16 protein-coding genes are annotated in these 18,755 nt (G+C 72.5%); 14 read left to right on the top strand and 2 right to left on the bottom strand.

The genetic code is table 11. The features are described 5' to 3' along the window. Window positions 1-45 precede the first annotated feature (45 nt). The 13 genes from BFF78_RS15710 to BFF78_RS15650 are packed head-to-tail and all read left to right on the top strand — an operon-like array spanning window position 46 to window position 14,930. Complete coding sequence (locus BFF78_RS15710; protein WP_069778935.1) at window positions 46-993, top strand: fatty acid desaturase family protein; 948 nt, start codon at window positions 46-48, stop codon at window positions 991-993. Then, on the top strand, window positions 990-1,658 hold the full coding sequence (locus BFF78_RS15705; protein ID WP_069778934.1) for a GNAT family N-acetyltransferase: 669 nt from the start codon (window positions 990-992) through the stop codon (window positions 1,656-1,658). Before BFF78_RS15710 ends, BFF78_RS15705 begins: the two co-directional genes overlap by 4 nt. A 16-nt stretch (window positions 1,659-1,674) precedes the next feature. Continuing rightward, entirely contained in the window at window positions 1,675-3,363 is a 1,689-nt protein-coding gene (locus BFF78_RS15700) for an aspartate aminotransferase family protein (RefSeq protein WP_069778933.1), read from the top strand. 23 nt (window positions 3,364-3,386) lie between these two features. Continuing rightward, window positions 3,387-4,913: an AMP-binding protein gene (locus tag BFF78_RS15695; protein ID WP_069778932.1), complete on the top strand. Its 1,527-nt coding sequence runs from the start codon at window positions 3,387-3,389 to the stop codon at window positions 4,911-4,913. Further along, window positions 4,910-5,884, top strand: a complete 975-nt coding sequence (locus BFF78_RS15690; RefSeq protein WP_069778931.1) for an amidohydrolase family protein — start codon at window positions 4,910-4,912, stop codon at window positions 5,882-5,884. The genes BFF78_RS15695 and BFF78_RS15690 overlap by 4 nt, the downstream gene beginning before the upstream one ends. Then, window positions 5,884-6,153 (top strand): acyl carrier protein, encoded by a 270-nt coding sequence (locus BFF78_RS46195; RefSeq protein WP_069778930.1) that lies wholly within the window; start codon window positions 5,884-5,886, stop codon window positions 6,151-6,153. The genes BFF78_RS15690 and BFF78_RS46195 overlap by 1 nt, the downstream gene beginning before the upstream one ends. 38 nt (window positions 6,154-6,191) lie before the next feature. Further along, complete coding sequence (locus BFF78_RS15680) at window positions 6,192-7,172, top strand: amidohydrolase family protein (protein WP_069778929.1); 981 nt, start codon at window positions 6,192-6,194, stop codon at window positions 7,170-7,172. Continuing rightward, entirely contained in the window at window positions 7,172-8,008 is an 837-nt protein-coding gene (locus tag BFF78_RS15675) for a shikimate dehydrogenase family protein (RefSeq protein WP_069778928.1), read from the top strand. Before BFF78_RS15680 ends, BFF78_RS15675 begins: the two co-directional genes overlap by 1 nt. After that, entirely contained in the window at window positions 8,005-11,160 is a 3,156-nt protein-coding gene (locus BFF78_RS15670) for a non-ribosomal peptide synthetase (protein ID WP_069778927.1), read from the top strand. The genes BFF78_RS15675 and BFF78_RS15670 overlap by 4 nt, the downstream gene beginning before the upstream one ends. Then, window positions 11,153-11,962: a thioesterase domain-containing protein gene (locus tag BFF78_RS15665; protein WP_069778926.1), complete on the top strand. Its 810-nt coding sequence runs from the start codon at window positions 11,153-11,155 to the stop codon at window positions 11,960-11,962. Before BFF78_RS15670 ends, BFF78_RS15665 begins: the two co-directional genes overlap by 8 nt. Next, complete coding sequence (locus tag BFF78_RS15660) at window positions 11,959-13,413, top strand: MFS transporter (protein WP_079161329.1); 1,455 nt, start codon at window positions 11,959-11,961, stop codon at window positions 13,411-13,413. Before BFF78_RS15665 ends, BFF78_RS15660 begins: the two co-directional genes overlap by 4 nt. Window positions 13,414-13,433: 20 nt before the next feature. Then, window positions 13,434-13,994 (top strand): helix-turn-helix domain-containing protein, encoded by a 561-nt coding sequence (locus BFF78_RS15655; RefSeq protein ID WP_069778925.1) that lies wholly within the window; start codon window positions 13,434-13,436, stop codon window positions 13,992-13,994. Between the two features lie 3 nt (window positions 13,995-13,997). After that, window positions 13,998-14,930 (top strand): sigma-70 family RNA polymerase sigma factor, encoded by a 933-nt coding sequence (locus tag BFF78_RS15650; protein ID WP_069778924.1) that lies wholly within the window; start codon window positions 13,998-14,000, stop codon window positions 14,928-14,930. Between the two features lie 253 nt (window positions 14,931-15,183). Here BFF78_RS15650 and BFF78_RS15645 read toward each other — a convergent pair whose 3' ends face one another. Both BFF78_RS15645 and BFF78_RS15640 read right to left on the bottom strand, forming a co-directional pair. Then, entirely contained in the window at window positions 15,184-16,494 is a 1,311-nt protein-coding gene (locus tag BFF78_RS15645; protein ID WP_069778923.1) for a cation:proton antiporter, read from the bottom strand. Window positions 16,495-16,549: 55 nt separating this feature from the next. Continuing rightward, window positions 16,550-17,773 carry a cytochrome P450 gene (locus tag BFF78_RS15640; RefSeq protein WP_069778922.1) on the bottom strand — a complete coding sequence of 408 codons (1,224 nt, stop codon included), beginning with the start codon at window positions 17,771-17,773 and terminating at the stop codon, window positions 16,550-16,552. 228 nt (window positions 17,774-18,001) lie between these two features. Between BFF78_RS15640 and BFF78_RS15635 the strand changes: the two genes are divergently transcribed. Further along, the gene (locus tag BFF78_RS15635) at window positions 18,002-18,745 is read left to right on the top strand and encodes a thioesterase II family protein (RefSeq protein WP_069778921.1); all 744 of its coding nucleotides are present in this window, start codon (window positions 18,002-18,004) and stop codon (window positions 18,743-18,745) included. The last annotated feature ends 10 nt before the right edge of the window (window positions 18,746-18,755 follow it).

The following is an 18,755-nucleotide window of genomic DNA, read 5'->3' as shown; positions in this document are numbered from 1 at the left end:
CTGACACAGGGGGCCGGCGACCAGGCCGCCCCCTTGGGAGAAGGCATGCTCGAAAACACGGAACAGTCCCTGGACACCCCGGAGTTGCTCGCCAAGTACAAACACCTGCGGCGGGAGATAGACGGCCGGATCTTCGCGGCCAAGCTCGCCCTGGTCGCCGTCCTGCTGGCCGGAGGCATCTACCTCACCCTGACCACGGCCCTGTGGTCCCGGGCGCTCGGCACGGTCGTCGTCGGCCTGATGTTCGCCCACATGCTGGAACTGCAGCACGAGACCCTGCACAGCATCGCCTTCCGCGGCCGGCGCCCCAACGTCGTCGCCGGTGTGCTCCTGGGCCTGCCGACGCTGGTGTCCTTCGCCGCCTACCAGGTGTCGCATCTGCGCCACCACCGCGACCTGGGGACCCCGGAGAACCAGGAGTTCTTCGACTACGGCGACCAGTACGGCAGCGAGCAGGGCTCCGCCGTGCGCACGGCCGGGCTGTGGCTGTACCGCCTGACGATGATCGCCCACTACAAGCAGTTCCTGCACACCTCCGCACGCGTGCTGACCGGCCGTGACCTGGGCGAGGAGAGCCCGCTGACCCAGCGCCGCATCCGGCGCGACCACCTGGTGATCCTCGGCACCCTCGCGGGGTCGGTCGCGGCGTCCGCGCTGACCCACTCCTGGGCCGTGGTCTGGGCCTGGCTGCTGCCGCTGGCGCTGGTCGGGCTGCCCGCGCACGCGCTGATCGAACTGCCCGAGCACTTCCGCTGCGACACCGACACCCCGGACGTGTTCGAGAACACCCGCACCATCACCTCCAACCGCTTCATGGCGTGGCTGACCAACACCAACAACTTCCACGTCGAGCACCACCTGCTGCCCACCCTGCCCTTCCACAAGCTGTCCGAGGTGCATCAGGAGGTGGCCCCCCGGGCCCGCTTCTACCACCGCAGCTACCGCGACTTCTTCGGCCGGCTGATCCGCGGCGAGGGGAGGGCGGCGCGATGACCGACCGGACCTCCTACGCGCTCGCGACGAGTGCCGCGGACAAGGAAGCCGTCATGCGGCTGCGCGACCAGGTCTACGTCCAGGACCAGGGCCGCCTCGACGACGCGGGCGACATGGCCGGGACCTTCGACCGGTTCGACGCCTTTGCCGACTACATCCTCGCCCGGCTGGAGGGTGAACCGGTCGGCTGCATCAAGGTCGTACGCGATTCGGAGCTCGGGCTGCCCTGCGAGGACGTCGCGGATCTGACCGAGTTCAAGGACGGGCACCGGGTGGTGGAGCTGGGGCATCTGATGACCCGGCCCGACGTGCGGCACCAGATGCTCGGCATGGCCCTGATGCGCGAGGGCCTGCTGCACGGCATCCGGTGGGGTGCGACCCGCCTGGTCGGCGACTTCTTCGTGGACGACACCGGCGAGCTGCGCGGCTTCTACCGCTCCCTCGGCTTCGTCGCGCTCTGCAAGCCCTATCCCGACGAGCGGTTCGCGGGCGCACCGCTCAGCCTGGTCGCCGGCCTGGACTTCGCCGGTGCCGCGGAGCGCGTGCCCGGCAGCCACGGCAAGGAACGCCAGCTGCTGGAGTACTTCTTCGGCGACTACGCCGAGCGGCGCCGGACCTACCTGCAGCAAACGGACGGCCCGGCCCTGGCCTCCGGCTCCCACTGACGAGAGGGCAGCGGACGTGCGTACACAACGCCAGACCCTGGCCGAGACGAAAGCCGCGTACAACCACCCCACCTACGCCAAGATGGCCTTCACCATGGGCTGCGGCGTGCAGGGCCGTGGGGAGGGATGCCATGTCTACGACGAGACCGGCCGGCCCTTCCTGGCCCTGTTCGACCAGTACGGCAACCAGTCCTTCGGCTACTCGCACGAACGGCTGGTGCGGGCCCTGCGGGACCGTCTGGACACCGCCAACCTCAACAGCACCAAGATCCTGTTCGAGGAGGTGCAGATCCGTCTCTCGGAGCGGCTCGCGCAGCTCACCGACGGGCATCTGCGGTACTCCTACCTGGCCAACGGCGGCGGCGAGAGCATCGACAACGCCCTGAAGCTGGCCCGCGCGGCCACCGGCAGGCCGTACTTCGTCACCGCGGCCGACTGCTTCCACGGCAAGACCATCGCCACCCTCAGTGCCTCCCGCCGGCCCGAGCACGAGGCGGTCTACCGGCCGCTGATGAGCGAGTTCCGGCAGGTCCCGTTCGGCGACGTCGCCGCGATCGAGGCGGCCGTGGACGAGCACACCGCGGCGGTCCTGCTGGAACCGGTGCAGGCGGAGGGCGGTGTGATCGTGCCCTCCGAGGAGTATCTGCGCGAGGTGCGCCGCATCTGCACCGAGCGCGGCGCGCTGCTGATCCTGGACGAGATGCAGACGGCCTTCGGCCGCTGCGGCACCTTCTTCGCCCACCAGCAGTTCGGCGTACTCCCCGACCTGGTGTGCATCGGCAAGGCCTTCGGCGGCGGCCTGCTGCCGATCTCGGCGGTGCTGGGCACCGCCGAGGTGTGGACCTCGCTGAAGCGCACGCCGTCCACCTTCGGCTCCAGCCTCGGCGGCAACCCGCTGTCCTGCTCGGTCGGTCTCGCGGCCGTGGAACTGGCCTCGGAACCGGAGTTCCTGGCCCGGGTGAACGCCCGCGCGGAGCAGATCCGGCAGCGGCTGACCCGGCTTCCCGCCCGTTTCCCCGAGCTCGTGCGCGCCCACCGGGGTCTCGGCATGATGCACGGCCTGGAGTTCCACGACGAGGCGCTCGGCGGACTGGTGCTGCGCCTGCTGATCCGGCATCAGGTGACGTCGACGTACTCGCTGTACAACAACAGCGTGCTGCGGGTGCAGCCGCCCATGGTGATCGACGAGGCCGGACTCGACCACGGACTCGACGTGCTGGAGCAGGTCCTGGCGGAGGTCGAGGCCCACCAGCGCGCCGGCGGCGCCACGGGTGTGGCGGCGATGTCGCCGCAGCGGCTGAGCGTTCGGCTGCCGTTCCCGGCGGACGCCGTGCGCGAACTGCTCGGGCGGCGGCCGAGGTTGCTCGACCCGTTCAGCCTCCACCCCGAGCAGGAGGACTGCCCGCCGGTCGAGCCGGAGTTCGCCGGCACCCTCGGCGAGGACCTCGTGGTCTGGGAGGACCGGTACGAGGCGGGCCCCGACGGGCCGAGCCTGAGCGCCGGGGACTGCTGGATGTGGACGTCCCTGCGCCGTGACTTCACCGTCGTACCGCTCGGCGAGGCCGGCTGCCGGGTGGACATCGCCGTCGAGTGGGACGCGGGCACCGGCGGTTACGAGGCCCTGCTCGCCGGGGGCATCAGCTGGTTCATCACGACCAGGGCCGAACAGCTCGCCGGCGAGATCGACAAGTACCTCGCCGAGTGAGGCGGACCGAGAGGAAGGCGACAGTGAGCGAAGAGATGCGGCTGCAGGGCCTGCTCGACCACTACACGGGCAACGACACGGCGGTGGTGGTGGACATCTCCGTCGGCGGCACCCGCCGCGAGATCAGCCACGCACGGCTGGCCGAGCTGGTGCGGGAGCGGATCGAGGACCTCCGTGCGGCCGGGGTCCGCCCCGGCCAGCTGATCGGCATCAACGCCCGTAACAGCCTGGAGTGGCTGGTCTGGGACCTGGCGACGCTGGAGTTCGGCGCGCACCTGTACGCGCTGCCGGACGGCACACCGCTGCCCGGCGACGCCGACGACACCGAGGCGTTCCTGGCCGAGGCCGGGCTGGTCGCGCTGGTAGCCGACGAGGACGGGCAGGAGCGGCCGGCGGACGGCCCGCTGCTCGCCCCCGGCGACCGCCTCGCGGGGCGCCGGCTGCGGCTGGACGCCCCCGCCCAGGACCTGCCGAACCTGCACAGCCTGGTGTTCTCCTCGGGCACCTCGGGATCCCTCAAGGGTCTCAGGATCTCCCGCAGCGGCACCGAGTACGTGATCAACCGGTTCCTGGAGGCCTTCGGCGTCACCGGTGAGGACCGCCATCTGATCTTCCTGCCGCTGTCCAACTACCAGCAGCGGCTGTCCGTCTACTGCTGCCTGTGGGCCGGCGCCGACCTGGCCCTGGCGCCGTTCCAGCGGGTCTTCGCCGCGCTGCAGAGCGAGCGGCCGACCTTCCTGATCGCGCCGCCGGTGTTCTACGACTCCACACTCCAGCTGCACCGCAAGGCGGGCAAGGGCCAGCAGCTGGACGCCTTCCTCGGCGGGCGGATCCGCTTCATGATCACCGGTATGGCGCCGATCCGCACCGCGACCCTGGACGCCTACGCCGCGGCGGGCCTGAGCCTGCTGGAGGCCTACGGCATGACCGAGTGCGGCATGATCGCCTGGAACACCGCCAAGGCCCGGCGCGCCGGCACCGTGGGCAGGCTGATCGACCCGAGCGCCGTCACCTTCACCGAGGACGGCGAACTCGTCATCACCCGCCAGGCGCCGCTCAGCCTCGGCTACTTCCAGGTGGACCCCGCGGCCGAGCCGACCTTCCTGCCCGACGGATCCATCCTCACCGGCGACTTCGGCACCCTGGACGAGGACGGCTTCCTCACCCTGCGCGGCCGCCGCAAGGACGTCATCACCCTCGGCAGCGGACGCAAGGTCAACCCCGCCGAGATCGAGGCACTGTTCGCCGGTGCCGAGGGGGTCGCGGAACTCGTCGTGGTCTCCTCCGGCGACTCCGGCCGGCTGGGCGCGGTGGTGAGCCTGGCCGGTCCGGTCACGGCCGGGACCGAGGCCGCGGCACGGGCCGCGATCGAGAAGGTCAACTCCACCATCGACCCGTACCGCCGGCTGGGCCGCCTGGTCTTCGTCGACCATCCGCTGCACTCCGAACCGCGTTTCCAGACCAAGAACATGAAGCTGCGCCGGGCGGCCGTCGAGGAGTACTTCGCCGAGTTGTCGGCCCGCCGCGAGAGCAAGGGGGGACCCGCATGACCAGCACCGGCGAGGAGCGGATCCGCATCATCGACGCCCATGTCAACCTGGGCAGCGACCTCGCGATCCCGCCCGAGTACATCAAGGAGCAGGCGGAGAACGCCTACCACCGGCTCGCGGCCATGGGCCAGCCGGTCAAGCGCGAGCGCATCTACGACCGGGTGTACGCGCAGTACCAGGACCACGACGCCGACCGGCTGGTGAAGGAGATGGACGCCGCCGGTGTCGACGAGTCGGTGCTGATCGTCCCGGACTTCACCCATGTCGCCGACGCCAAGCTGACCCCGGCCGAGCTGGCCGAGCTGCACGCCGGCATCATGCGCCGGCATCCGGGCCGGTTCCGTGTCCTGTGGGGTGTCGACCCGCGCGCGGGCGACGAGGGGGTGGCCCTCTTCGAGCGCTGCGTGGACGAGCTGGGCTTCCAGGGCATGAAGCTGTATCCGCTGGCCGGCTACTCCCCGAGCGACCGGCGGCTGTACCCGTACTACGAGATCTGCGCGGCGCGCGGACTGCCGGTGCTCAGCCACACCGGGCCCGGCTGGCAGGCCCTGGACTTCACCTACGGCCAGCCGCTGCTGCTGGACCAGGCCTCCCGGGACTTCCCCGGCGTCGACTTCGTCATGGGGCACGGCGCGGTGACCCACGTCGAGGAGGCGATGTACCTGTGCGGCTACCGGCCGAACATGTACGTCGACGTCAGCGGCTTCGTCTCGGTACTGGACCCGGACGGCTGGCAGCACCACCTCAACCGGGTCTTCAAGCTGGGCCTCAACCACAAGATCGTGTTCGGTTCCAGCTGGCCGGCCTTCCGGCTCTCGGCGACGCTCGCCCAGGTGGTCGGCGAGTTCCGGGAAGGCTCCACGGTGTTCGCCGGAATCAAGCGCTCACAGCGAAAGATGATCATGGGGGGCACCATCGAGCGCCTCCTTTCGGGAAGCCGGCAGCAGGCCGGGCAGATGGGAGCACAGTGATGGCAGTCGACCTTGCGGCCCTGGAGAAGAAGCTGCTCGACTGGGTCGTCGAGTGGAACGAGGGCGAGTACGACGGCGAACTCGACGCCGAGACCGACCTGTTCGCCGCGGGCGTCCTGGACTCGATGGGCTTCACGGGGCTGATCGCCTACCTGGAGGACGAGGCGGACATCGAGTTCGACTACGAGCACGCGGAGGAGGCCGGCGCGGTCTCGCTGCGGGGCCTGCTGGCCTACTGCTTCCCCACGGCGGCCGCCGCCGACGCCTGAGCTCCCAGCGAACGGAAACGAACGGAAGGGGAGAACCCGTGACCGGTTCGACCGACCTGCCCGTCATCTTCGACGCGCACTGCCATGTGGCGTCAGCGGACTTCATCCCGGAACGCTTCGTGGCCGACGTCGCGGCCAACATCGAACGGCGGCACACCGCCGAGGGCATTCCGGCGCGCCCCGGACGGGCGCTTACGGCCCTGCAGGCCCAGCACCGGGACGACAGGGCGGACGAGCTGGTCCAGGAGATGGACCGTGCGGGCATCGCCCGCACGGTCCTGCTGGTGCCCGACTTCGGACTGCTGCACCCGATGCGGCTCACCCTCGACGAGATGGCCGCCCGGCACCACGAGATCCGGCAGCGGCACCCCGGGCGCTTCTGGGTGTTCATCGGCGTGGACCCGCGGCGCGGCGAGGAGGGGCTGCGGGACTTCGAACGGCATGTCACCGAGTACGGCTTCGAGGGCATCAAGCTCTACCCGCCCTGCGGTTACTCGCCGTCCGACGAACGGCTCTTCCCCTACTACGAGATCTGCGCCGAGCGCGGCCTGCCGGTCTTCGTGCACATCGGCCCGACCGCGGGCAGCTTCGCCTACGAGCCGGCGCACCCGCTGCAGATCGACCGCGCGGCCCGCTCCTTCCCCGGCGTCGACTTCATCCTCGGGCACGGCGGCCTGGTCCACCTGGACGTCACCGGCTACCTCGCGTCGTACCGCCGCAACGTCTACCTGGACATCGGCGGCTTCGCGGGCACGGCCTTCCCGGACGGCTGGGAAGCCCATCTGAACCATCTGTTCCGGCTGGGCATCAACCACAAGATCGTCTTCGGTACGGACTGGCCGCTGAACCGGATGACGGGCGGCCTGACCCGGCTGGTCGAGAAGGTGGTGCACGGGCCCACCGTGTTCGCGGGCGTCAAGCGCCGCGAGCAGCAGCTGATCCTGTCCGGCAACCTCACCCGGCTGCTCCCGGCCGGCGCCGTGGACGCCGTGCCCGCCACGGCCCTGGCGGGTTCGTGATGCCGGCCGGCCTCCCGCCGATCACCGGGCGCACCGCGCTGACCCTGCTGCTGGGCGACCCGGTCGTGCAGGCCCGCTCCCCGGAGCTGGTCAACGCCGAGCTGGCACGCCGGGGGCTGGACGCCCGGCTGATGCCCGTGCAGGTGGCCGCCGGGGACCTCGGCCCGCTCGTCACCGCGCTGCGCACCGCCGGCACCTTCCGCGGCGCCGTGGTCACCATGCCGCACAAGCACGCCGTCGTCCCGCTGCTGACGACCGCCGGAGTGCGGGTGGCGCGCACCGCCGCCTGCAATGTGATCCGCCGCGAGCCGAACGGGGACCTCACCGGGGACATGCTCGACGGAGAGGCCATGGTCCGGGCGATCCAGGACGCGGGCGGCACCGTCAAGGACGCGCGCGTGCTCCTCGTGGGGGCCGGGGGAGCGGCCTCCGGGATCGCCCTCGCGCTGGCCGACCACGGGGCGGCGGAACTGGACATCGCCAACCGGACCCCGGCCCGGGCCACCGCCCTCGCGGACCGGGTCTCGGCCGCCGTCCCCGGCACCCGGGTCACCACCGTGACGGCGCCGGGCGGCGGCTACGACCTCGTCGTCAACGCCAGCGCCGTCGGCATGCGGCCCGAGGACGGCCCGCCGGTGCCGCCCGGTGTGCTCACCGGAGCCCGCGTGGTCGCCGACGCGGTGATCTCCGGCCGGCCGACGGCCCTGCTCGCGGCGGCGCAGGCGGCGGGCTGCCGAGCCGTCGACGGCGGCCGGATGCTGGCCGCCCAGGTCGGCCTGATGGTCGACTTCATGTTCGCGGGCGATACGAACGAGAGCGAGAACAGGGGACGATGAAGACGCCGAACGCCCAGGAACAGCGGCTTCCGCTCACCCACGGTCAGGAACAGCTCTGGTTCCTCGACCGGCTGCACCCCCAACAGCCCGTCTACAACGTCCCTTTGGCGCTACGCGTGCGCGGCCCGCTGGATCCCGCCCGGCTGCGGGCCGCGGCCGACCGGGTGGTCGCCCGGCACGAGGCGCTGCGCGTGTCCTTCCCGGAGACCGACGGCGGCCCCGTCCAGCTCCTGGCCCCGCCCGCACCCGCGCACTGGCAGGAGAAGGACGCCGCCGAGAGCGAGCTGGACCATCTGCTCGCCGCCGAGGCCGCCCGGCCCTTCTCGCTCCGCGAGGGCCCCCTGCACCGCTTCCTGCTGCTCCGGCTCGGCCCGGACGACCATGTGCTGTCCCTGGTCTTCCACCACATCGTGGTGGACGGCACCTCGCTCGGCCTGGTGGTCTCCGACCTGCTGGAGGACTACCGGGACGGCTCCGCCCCCGGCACCCGGGAGGAGGCCCCGTCCTGGAGCGCCTGGGTGCGCCGGCGCCGCGAGGAGGTCGACGAGCCCGGCGAACTCGCCGCCGGACTCGACTTCTGGGAGCAGCGGCTGAGCGCGCTGCCCGTGCCCGAACTGCCCGCCGACCGGCTGCGCGGCTCCGCCCCCTCCACCCGCGGCGGCCATGTCCGCCGGGTGCTGCCGCCCGCACTCGTCGCCGGGCTGCGCCGACTCGCCCGCAGCCGCGGCGTCTCGCTGTTCGTCGTCCTCGCCGCCGCCGTCAACGTGCTGGTCAGCCGCTACACCGGCGAGGACGACATCCCCCTGGGCGTGCCCCTCGGCGAGCGCGGCGACCCGGCCGCCGAGGGCGTCGTCGGGCACTTCGTCAACATGGTCGTCTTCCGTACGGACCTCTCCGACGACCCCACCTTCGCAGAACTGCTGGACCGGGTGCTCGACCAGACCATCGACCTGCACGACTACGGCTGGGTGCCGTTCGAGCGGGTGGTGGAGCGTCTGCGCCCGGTGCGCGAGGCCGGGCGCAACCCGCTGTTCCAGGTATCCGTCCAGCTGGTGGCCGACCCCGCCGCCCAGGACGGACTGCACCTGCCGGACGCGAGCATCGAGATCGTCAGCCCGAGGATCCCGCAGTCCAGGTTCGACCTCGCCGTCAACTTCTTCGACGCCGGCGACCGGATCACCCTGGACCTCGAGTACTCCACCGAACTCTTCGATGCCTGGCGCATCGAGGCGCTGGCCCGCCATCTGACGACCGCGCTGGAGGCGGTGGCCGAGGAGCCCGGGCTGCGCAGGTCGGCCGTACCGCTGCTCACCGCGGCCGAGCGGGAGGAGCTGCTGCGCGCCGGAACCGGGGACGAACTCCCGCTGCCCGCCGAGCCGTTGCACGTGCGCATCGCCAGGACGGCCGCCGTGCGCGGCGATGCCGTGGCGGCCGTGTGCGGGGACGAACAGATCGGTTACGCCGAGCTGGAGCGCCGCGCGGACCGGCTGGCGCGCCGGCTGCGGGCCGCGGGCCTGCGGGCCGGTGACGTGGTGGCCGTCGTACTGGAGAAGGACCTTCACGCGCTGGTGGCCGAGCTCGCGGTGCTGAAGGCCGGCGGCGCCTTCGCGGTGCTCGACCCCGCCCAGCCACAGGCCAGGCTCGCCCTGCTGCTCGCCGACGCCGACGCCCGCCTGGTGATCACCCGCGGCCGTCTGCGTGACGCCGTACCGCCCGGCCCGGACCGCGTCACGGTGCTCGTCGACGAACCCGGCCCGGCCACCGCGTCCGAAGACGACGAGCCGCTTCAGGAGTGGGCCACGGAGCACTCCGCCGCCTATGTGCTCTACACCTCGGGCTCGACCGGCGTGCCCAAGGGCGTGGTGATCGAACACGCCGCGCTCACCTGCTTCGTGGAGGGCTACCGCGAGGTCTTCCCGTTCGACCCCGAGGACCGGCTGCTGCAGTTCTCCGCGCTCACCTTCGACATGGCGCAGGGCGAGATCTTCACCGCGCTCACCGTCGGCGCCACGCTCGTCCTCGTCCCCGCCGACACCGCCCGGTCCCCGGGTGAGCTGGCGCGGCTGATGCGCGAGCGCGAGGTCACCTACGCGGGCCTGATGCCCGCCCTGCTCGCCCTGCTGGAGCCGGGGCCGTATCCCCACCTGCGCCACCTGATGGCGGGCGGGGACGTGCTGGCCGCCGAGCTGGTCAACAAGTGGAACCTGCCCGGCCGACTCATGGTCAACATGTACGGCCCGACCGAGGCCGCCGTCGCCTGCGCCCACCACGTCTGTGCCCAGCGCACCTGGACCACCGTGCCGCCCATCGGCCGCCCCCAGCACAACCGCCTGCTCTACGCCGTAGACCGCTGGGGCAACCTGGTGCCGCGCGGCATCCCGGGCGAGCTGCTGATCGGCGGGCACACCGGGCTCGCCCGCGGCTACCTCGGCGCGCCCGGACTCACCGACGAGAAGTTCGTGCCGGACGTGTGGGGACCGGGCGAACGGGTGTACCGCAGCGGCGACCTGGTGAGCTGGAACGCCGAGCACGCACTGGAGTTCCACGGCCGGCGTGACCACCAGGTCAAGCTGAACGGGCTGCGGATCGAGCCCGGCGAGATCGAGTCCGCCCTGCTGCGCCACCCCGCCGTGACCACCGCGGCCGTCGTCCCGCACACCTCCGCCGACGGCGCCCGACGGCTGGTCGGCTATGTGGGCACCCCCGAGCCCGCCGCCCTCGATACGGGGGAGCTGCGCCGGATCGTGGGCGAGGCGGTGCCCGCCTACATGGTCCCCTCGGTCTGGGTCCTGCTGGACGAGCTGCCGCTCACCTCCTCGGGCAAGGTCGACCGGCGCCGGCTGCCCGAGCCCGAGCCGGACCGGGAGGGGGCCCGTCCCGCTGCCGGGCAGTGGCGCAGCGAGCTGGAGAGCCAGGTGGCGGCGATCTTCTCGGCCGTGCTCGGCGGCGCCGACATACGCCCCGGCCAGGGCTTCTTCGACCTGGGCGGCACCTCCTTCCAGGCCATGCGGGTGGTCGGGCGGATCCAGAAGCAGCTCGGCGCCGAGCTGAGCACCAAGACCCTGTACGCGCATCCCACGGTCGAGGACGTCACCGCGGAGGTGGCCCGGCTCCTCGGCGCGTCACGGAAGGAAGGCGCCACGGATGTCTGACGACGCCATTCTGCTGCCGATCGCCGAGACGGGCACCCGGCCACCGCTGTACTGCGTGCACGCCGTCTCCGGCTCGCCGTTCCCCTACGTGCCGTTCGGGCGGGCCGTCGGCGCGGGGCAGCCGGTCTTCGCCGTCGAGGCACCCGGCTTCGACAACGACGCCGACCCCGTCGCCGACGTAACGGCCCTGGCCGAGCGGTACGCTGCGCTGCTGCACAGCCGCCATCCGGCCGGCCAACTCGCCCTGCTCGGCTGGTCGTTCGGCGGAGTGGTGGCCCACGAGACGGCGCTCCGGCTCCAGCGCGCCGGGACGGACGTGGCCCTGCTGGTCCTCGTCGACTCGACCTGCCCGGTACCCGCCCCCGTACCCCCGGAGCCGGAACTGCTGCGCCGCTTCGTCCAGGACATGCTGAGCGAGGCCGGACTCGCCGCCCACGAGGTCCGGGCCACGCTCGCGGCGCTGCCGCACGAGTCCTCCCCGGAGCGCTTCTTCGCCGCGGCGACCGCCTCGGACTCGCTGCTCGCCGACCTCGCCCCCGCCCTGCTGCGCCGCCGCTACGGGGTGTTCCGCGCCCACGTCCACGCGCTGTACACCCACCGCGCCCGCCCCGGCCACCGGGGCCGGACCCTGTGCGTGCAGGCCGACCAGTCGCCGCCGGTGGGCCGGACCTGGGACGGTGTGCTCGACGGGGCCGAGGTCGTCACCGTGCCCGGCGACCACCACTCGATCTGGTCCGGCACGGGCCTGGAACGGCTCGTCGCCGAGGTCTCGGGCCGGCTCGCCGGGGTGGAGGTCCGTTGAGCGACGTCCGCAGACCGACGACCGGCACCACTGCGTGGCCGGAGCACACCGAGACGCCCCGGCAACGCACCGTGGCCCTGCTGGTGCTCCTGGTGGCGCCGTTCATGGCGATGCTCGACATGTTCATCGTGAACATCGCCGCGCCCTCCGTCGAGACCCAGCTGCACGCCACCTTCGCCGAGGTCCAACTGGTCATCAGCGGCTACATCGTGGCCTTCGCGGTCGGCCTGATCACCGGCGGACGCCTGGGCGACCTGTGGGGCCGCGGCCGGATGTTCCTCTACGGCATGGCCGGCTTCGGCGCCACCTCCGCGCTGTGCGCGCTGGCGGGCTCCGCCGGCCAGCTGATCGCCGTACGGCTGCTGCAGGGCCTGAGCGCCGCGCTGATGCTGCCTCAGGTGCTGTCGCTGATCCAGGTGCTGTTCCCGCCCGCCGAGCACTCCCGGGTCCTCGGGCTGTACGGGGCGACGCTGAGCTGCGGGTCCGTCACCGGCCAGGTGCTCGGCGGCGTGCTGATCAAGGCCGATGTGGCCGGTCTCGGCTGGCGCCTGATCTTCCTGGTCAACCTCCCCTTCTGCCTGGCGGCGGTGCTGGTCGGCGCCCGCTTCCTGCCGCGCCGCCAGGACACCGCGGACCGGCCCGGTTTCGACCCCGTGGGCGTGCTGCTGATCTCGCTGGCGGTGCCGCTGCTGCTGTGCCCGCTGGTCTTCGGTGCCCAGTACGGCTGGCCGCTGTGGGTGTGGCCCGCGTTCGCCGCCGCGCTCGCCGTGTTCGCGCTCTTCCTGCGCTGGGAGGCCCGGTTCCCCGCCGACAGCGGCTCGGCCCTGCTGCCGCTGCGACTGTTCAGGCTGCCCGGATTCGCCGGCGGCGTACCGACCGCGCTCGCCTTCTACAGCGGCAACTCCGGCTTCTACCTCGTGCTCGCCTTCCATCTGCAAAACGGCGTGCGGCTGTCCCCGTTCGCCGCGGGACTGGCGTTCGTGCCGCTCGGCACGGCCTTCGCGCTGGCCTCGCTGGCCGCCCGCAGCCTGGTGCCCCGGTTCGGCCGCAAGGCACTGATCGGCGGCACCGTCGTCATCCTGCTGGGACTGGTCTATCTGCCGCTCGGCGCCGAGGCGGGCGGCGGGACGCTCGGCCGGGCGCTCTGGCTGGAGCCCGGCCTCGTGCTGTGCGGCATGGGGCAGGGACTCGTCCTGCCGTCCCTGCTCTCCCTGGCCCTGCGCGGCGTCGACACCGCCGACGTGGGCGCGGCCTCCGGCGGCATCCTGATGACCTCCCAGTTCGCGGGGGCTCTCGGGGTCGCCGCGGTCGGCGCCGCCTATCGCTCCGCTCTCGGCGAGCACTCCTACACCCAGGCCTTCCGCGCCGGAGTCCTCGCCCTCGTGGTCATCGCTCTGCTGAGTCTGGTGCTGCTCGCCCGGCTGGAATCCCGAACCAGAGACCGTGAATAGAGCCCGCTGGAGATGACGCCTTGCCTACCCTGACCGATCGGATCAAGTTCATACGATGGCCGGCCGAGGCCGGCCTGCGCACCGTCTACCGGCGGCAGGGGATCCCCTGTCTGCTCGTCGTGGAAGGCGGTGCCCGGCCCCCGATCTGCACCGCCCCCTCCGAGGACTGGGTCCGCGCCCCGGCCTCCCGCGAGGACGTCGAGGCCCGCGTCCACGCACTGCGGCAGCGCGCCTACGGCCGCAGGACGCCGACGGTCGACTCCACGGGCGTGCTCTCCTACGGCACCCGGTCGATCGCCATGTCGAGCACCCAGGCCGAGCTGATGGAACTGTTCATCGCCCACTTCGAGGAAGTGGTGTACCGCTCCGAGCTGGAACAGCAGCTCGCCCGGCGGGTGCCCGCCCCGACCCGTAACGCGCTCGATCTGCACATCATGCGGCTGCGGCGCCGTATCGCCGCGGTCGGCCTCGGCATCGGGACCGCCTGGGGCCGCGGCTACATCCTCGAACCCACTCCGGTGGCACGGGCGTGGTCCGAGGAGGGCCCCCAAGGTATGACGTACGGCAGCCAGGAAAGGTGACCGGTGGAGCGCGATCAGGAACTGGCGGATCGTTTCGAGCAGCACCGCGGGCGGCTGCGCGGGCTGGCCTACCGCATGCTCGGCTCGCTGGACGAGACGGACGACGCCGTCCAGGAGACCTGGCTGCGGCTGGAGCGCGTGGACGCCCTCGCCGTGGACAACCTCGCCGGCTGGCTGCGCACCGTGCTGTCCCGGGTCTGCCTGGACATGCTGCGGGCCCGCCGGTCGCGACGCGAGGACCTCGTCGGCGCGACCGTGCCCGACGGCCCGCCACGCCCTGCCGGCGGCCCCGACCCGGAGGCGGAGGCCCTGCTCGCCGAGGCCGTCGGCGGCGCCCTCCTCGTCGTGCTGGACACCCTCAGCCCCGACGAACGCGTGGCCTTCGTGCTGCACGACATGTTCGCCGTACCCTTCGGTGAGATCGCCGCCATCGTCGGCCGTACCACCGCCACCACGAAGAAACTCGCCAGCCGCGCCCGGCACAAGGTGGACGGCGGCCCCGTCGCCGACGCCGCCCGGCTGGCCCGCAACCGCAGGGTCGTCGAGGCCTTCCTGGCCGCCTCCCGCTCCGGTGACCTGGACACCGTGCTGACCGTCCTCGCCCCCGACGTGGTGCGCCGCGCCGACCGGGCGGCCCTCGGTCCGGGCCGCCCCGAGCGGGTCGAGGGCGCCGCCACCGTCAGCCGCGAGATCGCCCACTTCGGCGCCGCCGCACGGCACGCCGAACTCGCGCTCGTCGACGGGTCCGTTGGCCTGGTGATCGCCCCGCTCGGCCGGCTCCGCACGGTGGTCCGGCTGACGATCACGGACGACCGGGTCACGGCCTACGAACTCGTCGCCGACCCGGCCCGACTCGCCCGCACACACCTCGCCGTCCTGCCCGACGGCCCGCTCACCCACGACGAGCCGGTTGCCATGCCCGCTCCCGCGGGCTGACGAGAATCTGTTCATCGCTGCCCCTGCCTGATCCGCCCGGCCGTGCTGCCCGGTGGCCCGCTCACCCATGGCCGGCCGGCTGTCGTGCCTGTTCCTGCGGGGTGACGGGGATCTGCGATGTGGCGTGATGCATCGCGGGGGCGCTGTCGGTGGGATGGCCTTGGTGGCGGCGGCCGGGTTGTGGGCGGGGAGTTCGTGGGTGTCCCGGTGTGGTTCGCCCGGTCGTGCCCGGTCGTGCTGCCCGGTGGCCCGCTCACCCATGGCCGGCCGGCTGCCCGGTCTTCGGACGCCAGGCGCGCTCCCGCGGGGTGACGGGGATCCTCGCCATGGCGTGGCGCAGCAGTGGGGGTGCCATCAGTGAGGTGGTCATGGCGACCAGGACGACGATCGTGTACGACGCCGTGTTGAGGACGCCGATCTTCAGCCCCACGGTGGCGACGATGATCTGTATGACGCCCCGGGCGTTCATGCCCGCCGCCAGGGCCAGCGCCTCCCAGCGGCCCAGCCTGCTCAGCCGGGCGCCGAGCAGGGCCCCGGCGAACTTGCCCAGCACGGCGACCGCGAGCGCGGCGAGCGCGGCGAGGACCAGGGAGGGGCGGTCGAACACCGTGAGATCCATGCGCAGGCCCGCCTCGGCGAAGAACAGCGGCGCGAGCACCGACAGCACCACGGCCCGCAGCGGGGCCAGCCGGCGCAGCCGCTCCGAGGCGGCCGTACCCAGCAGCAGACCGGCCACGAAGGCGCCGAACGAGGCCTCCATCCCCATCGCCTGGGTCGCCGCCGCACCGGCCACGACGACGGCCACGGCCGCACAGATCACCGGCCCGCTCTCCCCCGACCGGCCGGCCACGTCCAGCAGCCGGCGGACCAGCGGGCGGCCGGCGACGAGCGCGCAGACCAGCGTCATTGCCAGCCACCCGACCGACCTCCAGACCGCGGCCCCGCTCAGCCCCACGGTCGCCGCGGCGGAGACCAGGGACAGCAGCATCCAGCCGATCACGTCGTCGACGACCCCCGCCGCGATCGTCAACTGGCCGATGTCGCGGTGCAGCAGCCGCATGTCCGACAGCATCTTGGCGATGACGGGCAGCGCGCTGACACACATGGCGACGCCGATGAACAGCGCGAACGTCCCCTGCCCCGCGGTGCCGGTCAGCGACCGCGGCGCGCTGCGGCCGGCCGCCACGCCCAGCGCCAGCGGCACCACCAGGCCCGCGACGCCGACCTGCAGCGCGGTCCGGCCGCGGCGGCGGACCAGGCCGAGATCGACGTCGATCCCGGTGATGCCGACCAGCAGGACGACCCCGAGCTGGCCGACGGCGTCGAGCAGATGGACCTGCGCCGGATCGGGCGGCAGCAGCCAGTGCGCCGCGCCGGGGGCCAGCCGGCCCAGGACCGACGGGCCGATCAGCACCCCGGCACACAGCTCACCCGCCACGGCGGGCAGCCCGAGGCGGGCCGCGACCCTGCCGAGCAGCAGGGCACAGCACAGCAGGACCAGCACACCGGTCAGCAGGACGAGCAGGGCGTGACCGCCCAGCGGGGACGGGGTGGACGTGGGCATGCTTCTCCTTCGCCGTGCGGTGGGGTCAGCGCGGCTCCTTCGCCGTGCGGTGGGGTCACCGCGGCCGAAAGCTCACCGGGAGACTGCTGTCGCCGTGCAGAAACGTGGACCGGATCGCGGTCGGGGTGCCGCGCAGCTCGATCCCGGCGACGCGGTTCACCAGCGCGGCCGACAACGCGTGCAGCTCGGCCCGGCCTAGGAAGGCGCCCAGGCAGAAGTGCGGTCCGTGGCCGAAGGTGACGTGCTTGTTCGGGGAGCGGCCGAGGTCGAAGGTGCGCGGCGAGCAGAACACCGTCTCGTCGTTGTTCGCGGAGATGTTCCACAGCGTGACGATGTCGCCCGCCCGCACCCGCTGCCCTGCGATCACCACCTCGCGCCTGGCGGTGCGGGCGAAGTGCAGTCCGGGCGTCGCCCAGCGCAGCATCTCCTCGACCGCGGTGTCCAGATCGGCCTCCCGTGTCCGCAACGCCCGCCACTGGCCCGGGTGTTCTGCGAGCGCCCGTACGGCGCAGACGGCCGAGATCCTGGACGACTCGTCCCCGCCGAGGATGAGGCTGTAGCAGTTGAGGGCGACCTCCTCCAGGCTCAGCGGTGCACCGTCGACCCGTGCCGTCGCGATCATGCTGACGACGTCGTCACCGGGAGCGGCCCGCCGGGTCTCGGCCAGGTCCATGAAGTACAGGACGATCTCGTTGCGGGCCTCGACGGGATCCACGCCGCCGTCGTCCGGGCCGCCGGTGGTGAAGGCCGCCTTGCTGTAGCGCAGCAGGTCGGCGCGGTCCCCCTCGGGCACGGACAGCAGCTCGCAGATGGTGGTGAGGGGGATGCGCTCGGCCACCTCGGCCGCGAAGTCAAAGGTGCCGGTGCCGGTCACCTCGTCGATGAGCCGCTCGGTGAGCCGGTGCACCCGCTCCGCGACCCGCTCCAGATGCCGCGGCGCGAACGCCCGCCACAGCACGGCCCGCAGCTCGCGGTGGCGGGGCCGGTCGGTGACGGCCAGCATCCGTCCGCCCGCCGAGTCGTCACCCTCCAGCAGGACGTCCAGGACGGTGCCGCGCTGCGAGCCCAGCGCGTCCGCGTCCGCGTAGGCGGCGACGACGTCCGCGTAGCGGGAGACGACCCAGAAGCCGGGCCGCCCGGCGGTGCCTTCGTGCCAGTAAACGGGGTGCTGTTCGCGGACCTGACGCCAGAACGGGTACGGATCGCGGTCGGCGAATGCCGCGGGATCGGTGAGATCCACGGTATTCACCGCGAGAACGCCCGAGTCGGGACTGCTCACTGCCGAACTCCTTTGGCGAGGCGGTTCTTTGCGGCGTGGGGATCGTCGCAGAGCGGGCCGGGACGCGGGGAAATCATTGCCGAAATCTTTCTCCCGCCACCTGCCGCCGCCGAAGAGACGAAAGACTGCCGAAGAGACGAAAGACGGCCGACGACACGAAAGCCCGACGATCGCCGCCCGATTTCCGCGACAAGCCGGCGAGCCTGCCGCGAGAAGGGAACCGGATTCATGGTGAGCCCCCGACACTCGTGGCTCAGAACCCTGACGGACGAGCAGGTCCCGGCGCGACGGCTGGTGTGCTTCCCGCATTCCGGCGGAACGGCGGAGAGTTACGCGCCCTGGATTCCGCGGATCCGGCCGGGCACCGAGCTGCTCGCGGTGCAGTACCCGGGGCGCGCGGACCGCTTCGGGGAGCCCCCGGCGAGCGGCGTGCGGGAGATGAGCGGACGCGTCGCGGACGAACTCGCCGGGCTGGAGCCCGTACCCTGCGTCCTGTTCGGGCACAGCCTCGGCGCGCTCGTGGCCTATGAGACGGCCGTACGGTTGTCCGCCGCGGGCCGGGCGCCGGAGAGTCTGACGGTGTCCGGCTCACCCCCGCCGCGCCGGGCCGGGACCGGACGGATGCACCTGGCCTCCGATGCGGACCTGTGGGCGCAGGTGTGCGCACTGGGCGGCATGCCGCCTCAGGTGGCGGACGACGAGGAGCTGGCGGGGATCCTGCTGCCGGCCCTGCGCGCGGACATCGCGGCCCACGAGACCTACCGGCCGGCCCCCGGAACCGGCCCCCTGACCTGCCCCGTGCGCTGCTACCACGGCATCGGCGACCCCCTGGTGGACGACGCCCACCTGCCCGAATGGGCGGAGGCGACGACCGGACCCTTCACGCTGACCAGACGCGCCGGATCGCACTTCCACACGTTCGCGGACCCGGAGAGCCTCGCCCAGGAGATCCAGGAACCCGTCGGCACCTGACGATGCGGAG

It is taken from the genome of Streptomyces fodineus (genome assembly GCF_001735805.1).
Lineage (GTDB): Bacteria > Actinomycetota > Actinomycetes > Streptomycetales > Streptomycetaceae > Streptomyces > Streptomyces fodineus.
The sequence above is the reverse complement of the archived record's forward strand: the minus strand, read 5'-3'. Positions and strand labels throughout refer to the sequence as shown.

Bases quoted from the DNA above. Each gene is read 5' to 3' on its own strand.
- BFF78_RS15710 (WP_069778935.1), top strand. From the start codon at position 46: ATGCTCGAAAACACGGAACAGTCCCTGGACACCCCGGAGTTGCTCGCC.
- BFF78_RS15705 (WP_069778934.1), top strand. From the start codon at position 990: ATGACCGACCGGACCTCCTACGCGCTCGCGACGAGTGCCGCGGACAAG.
- BFF78_RS15690 (WP_069778931.1), top strand. From the start codon at position 4,910: ATGACCAGCACCGGCGAGGAGCGGATCCGCATCATCGACGCCCATGTC.
- BFF78_RS46195 (WP_069778930.1), top strand. From the start codon at position 5,884: ATGGCAGTCGACCTTGCGGCCCTGGAGAAGAAGCTGCTCGACTGGGTC.
- BFF78_RS15675 (WP_069778928.1), top strand. From the start codon at position 7,172: ATGCCGGCCGGCCTCCCGCCGATCACCGGGCGCACCGCGCTGACCCTG.
- BFF78_RS15670 (WP_069778927.1), top strand. From the start codon at position 8,005: ATGAAGACGCCGAACGCCCAGGAACAGCGGCTTCCGCTCACCCACGGT.
- BFF78_RS15665 (WP_069778926.1), top strand. From the start codon at position 11,153: ATGTCTGACGACGCCATTCTGCTGCCGATCGCCGAGACGGGCACCCGG.
- BFF78_RS15645 (WP_069778923.1), bottom strand. From the start codon at position 16,494: ATGCCCACGTCCACCCCGTCCCCGCTGGGCGGTCACGCCCTGCTCGTC.
- BFF78_RS15635 (WP_069778921.1), top strand. From the start codon at position 18,002: ATGGTGAGCCCCCGACACTCGTGGCTCAGAACCCTGACGGACGAGCAG.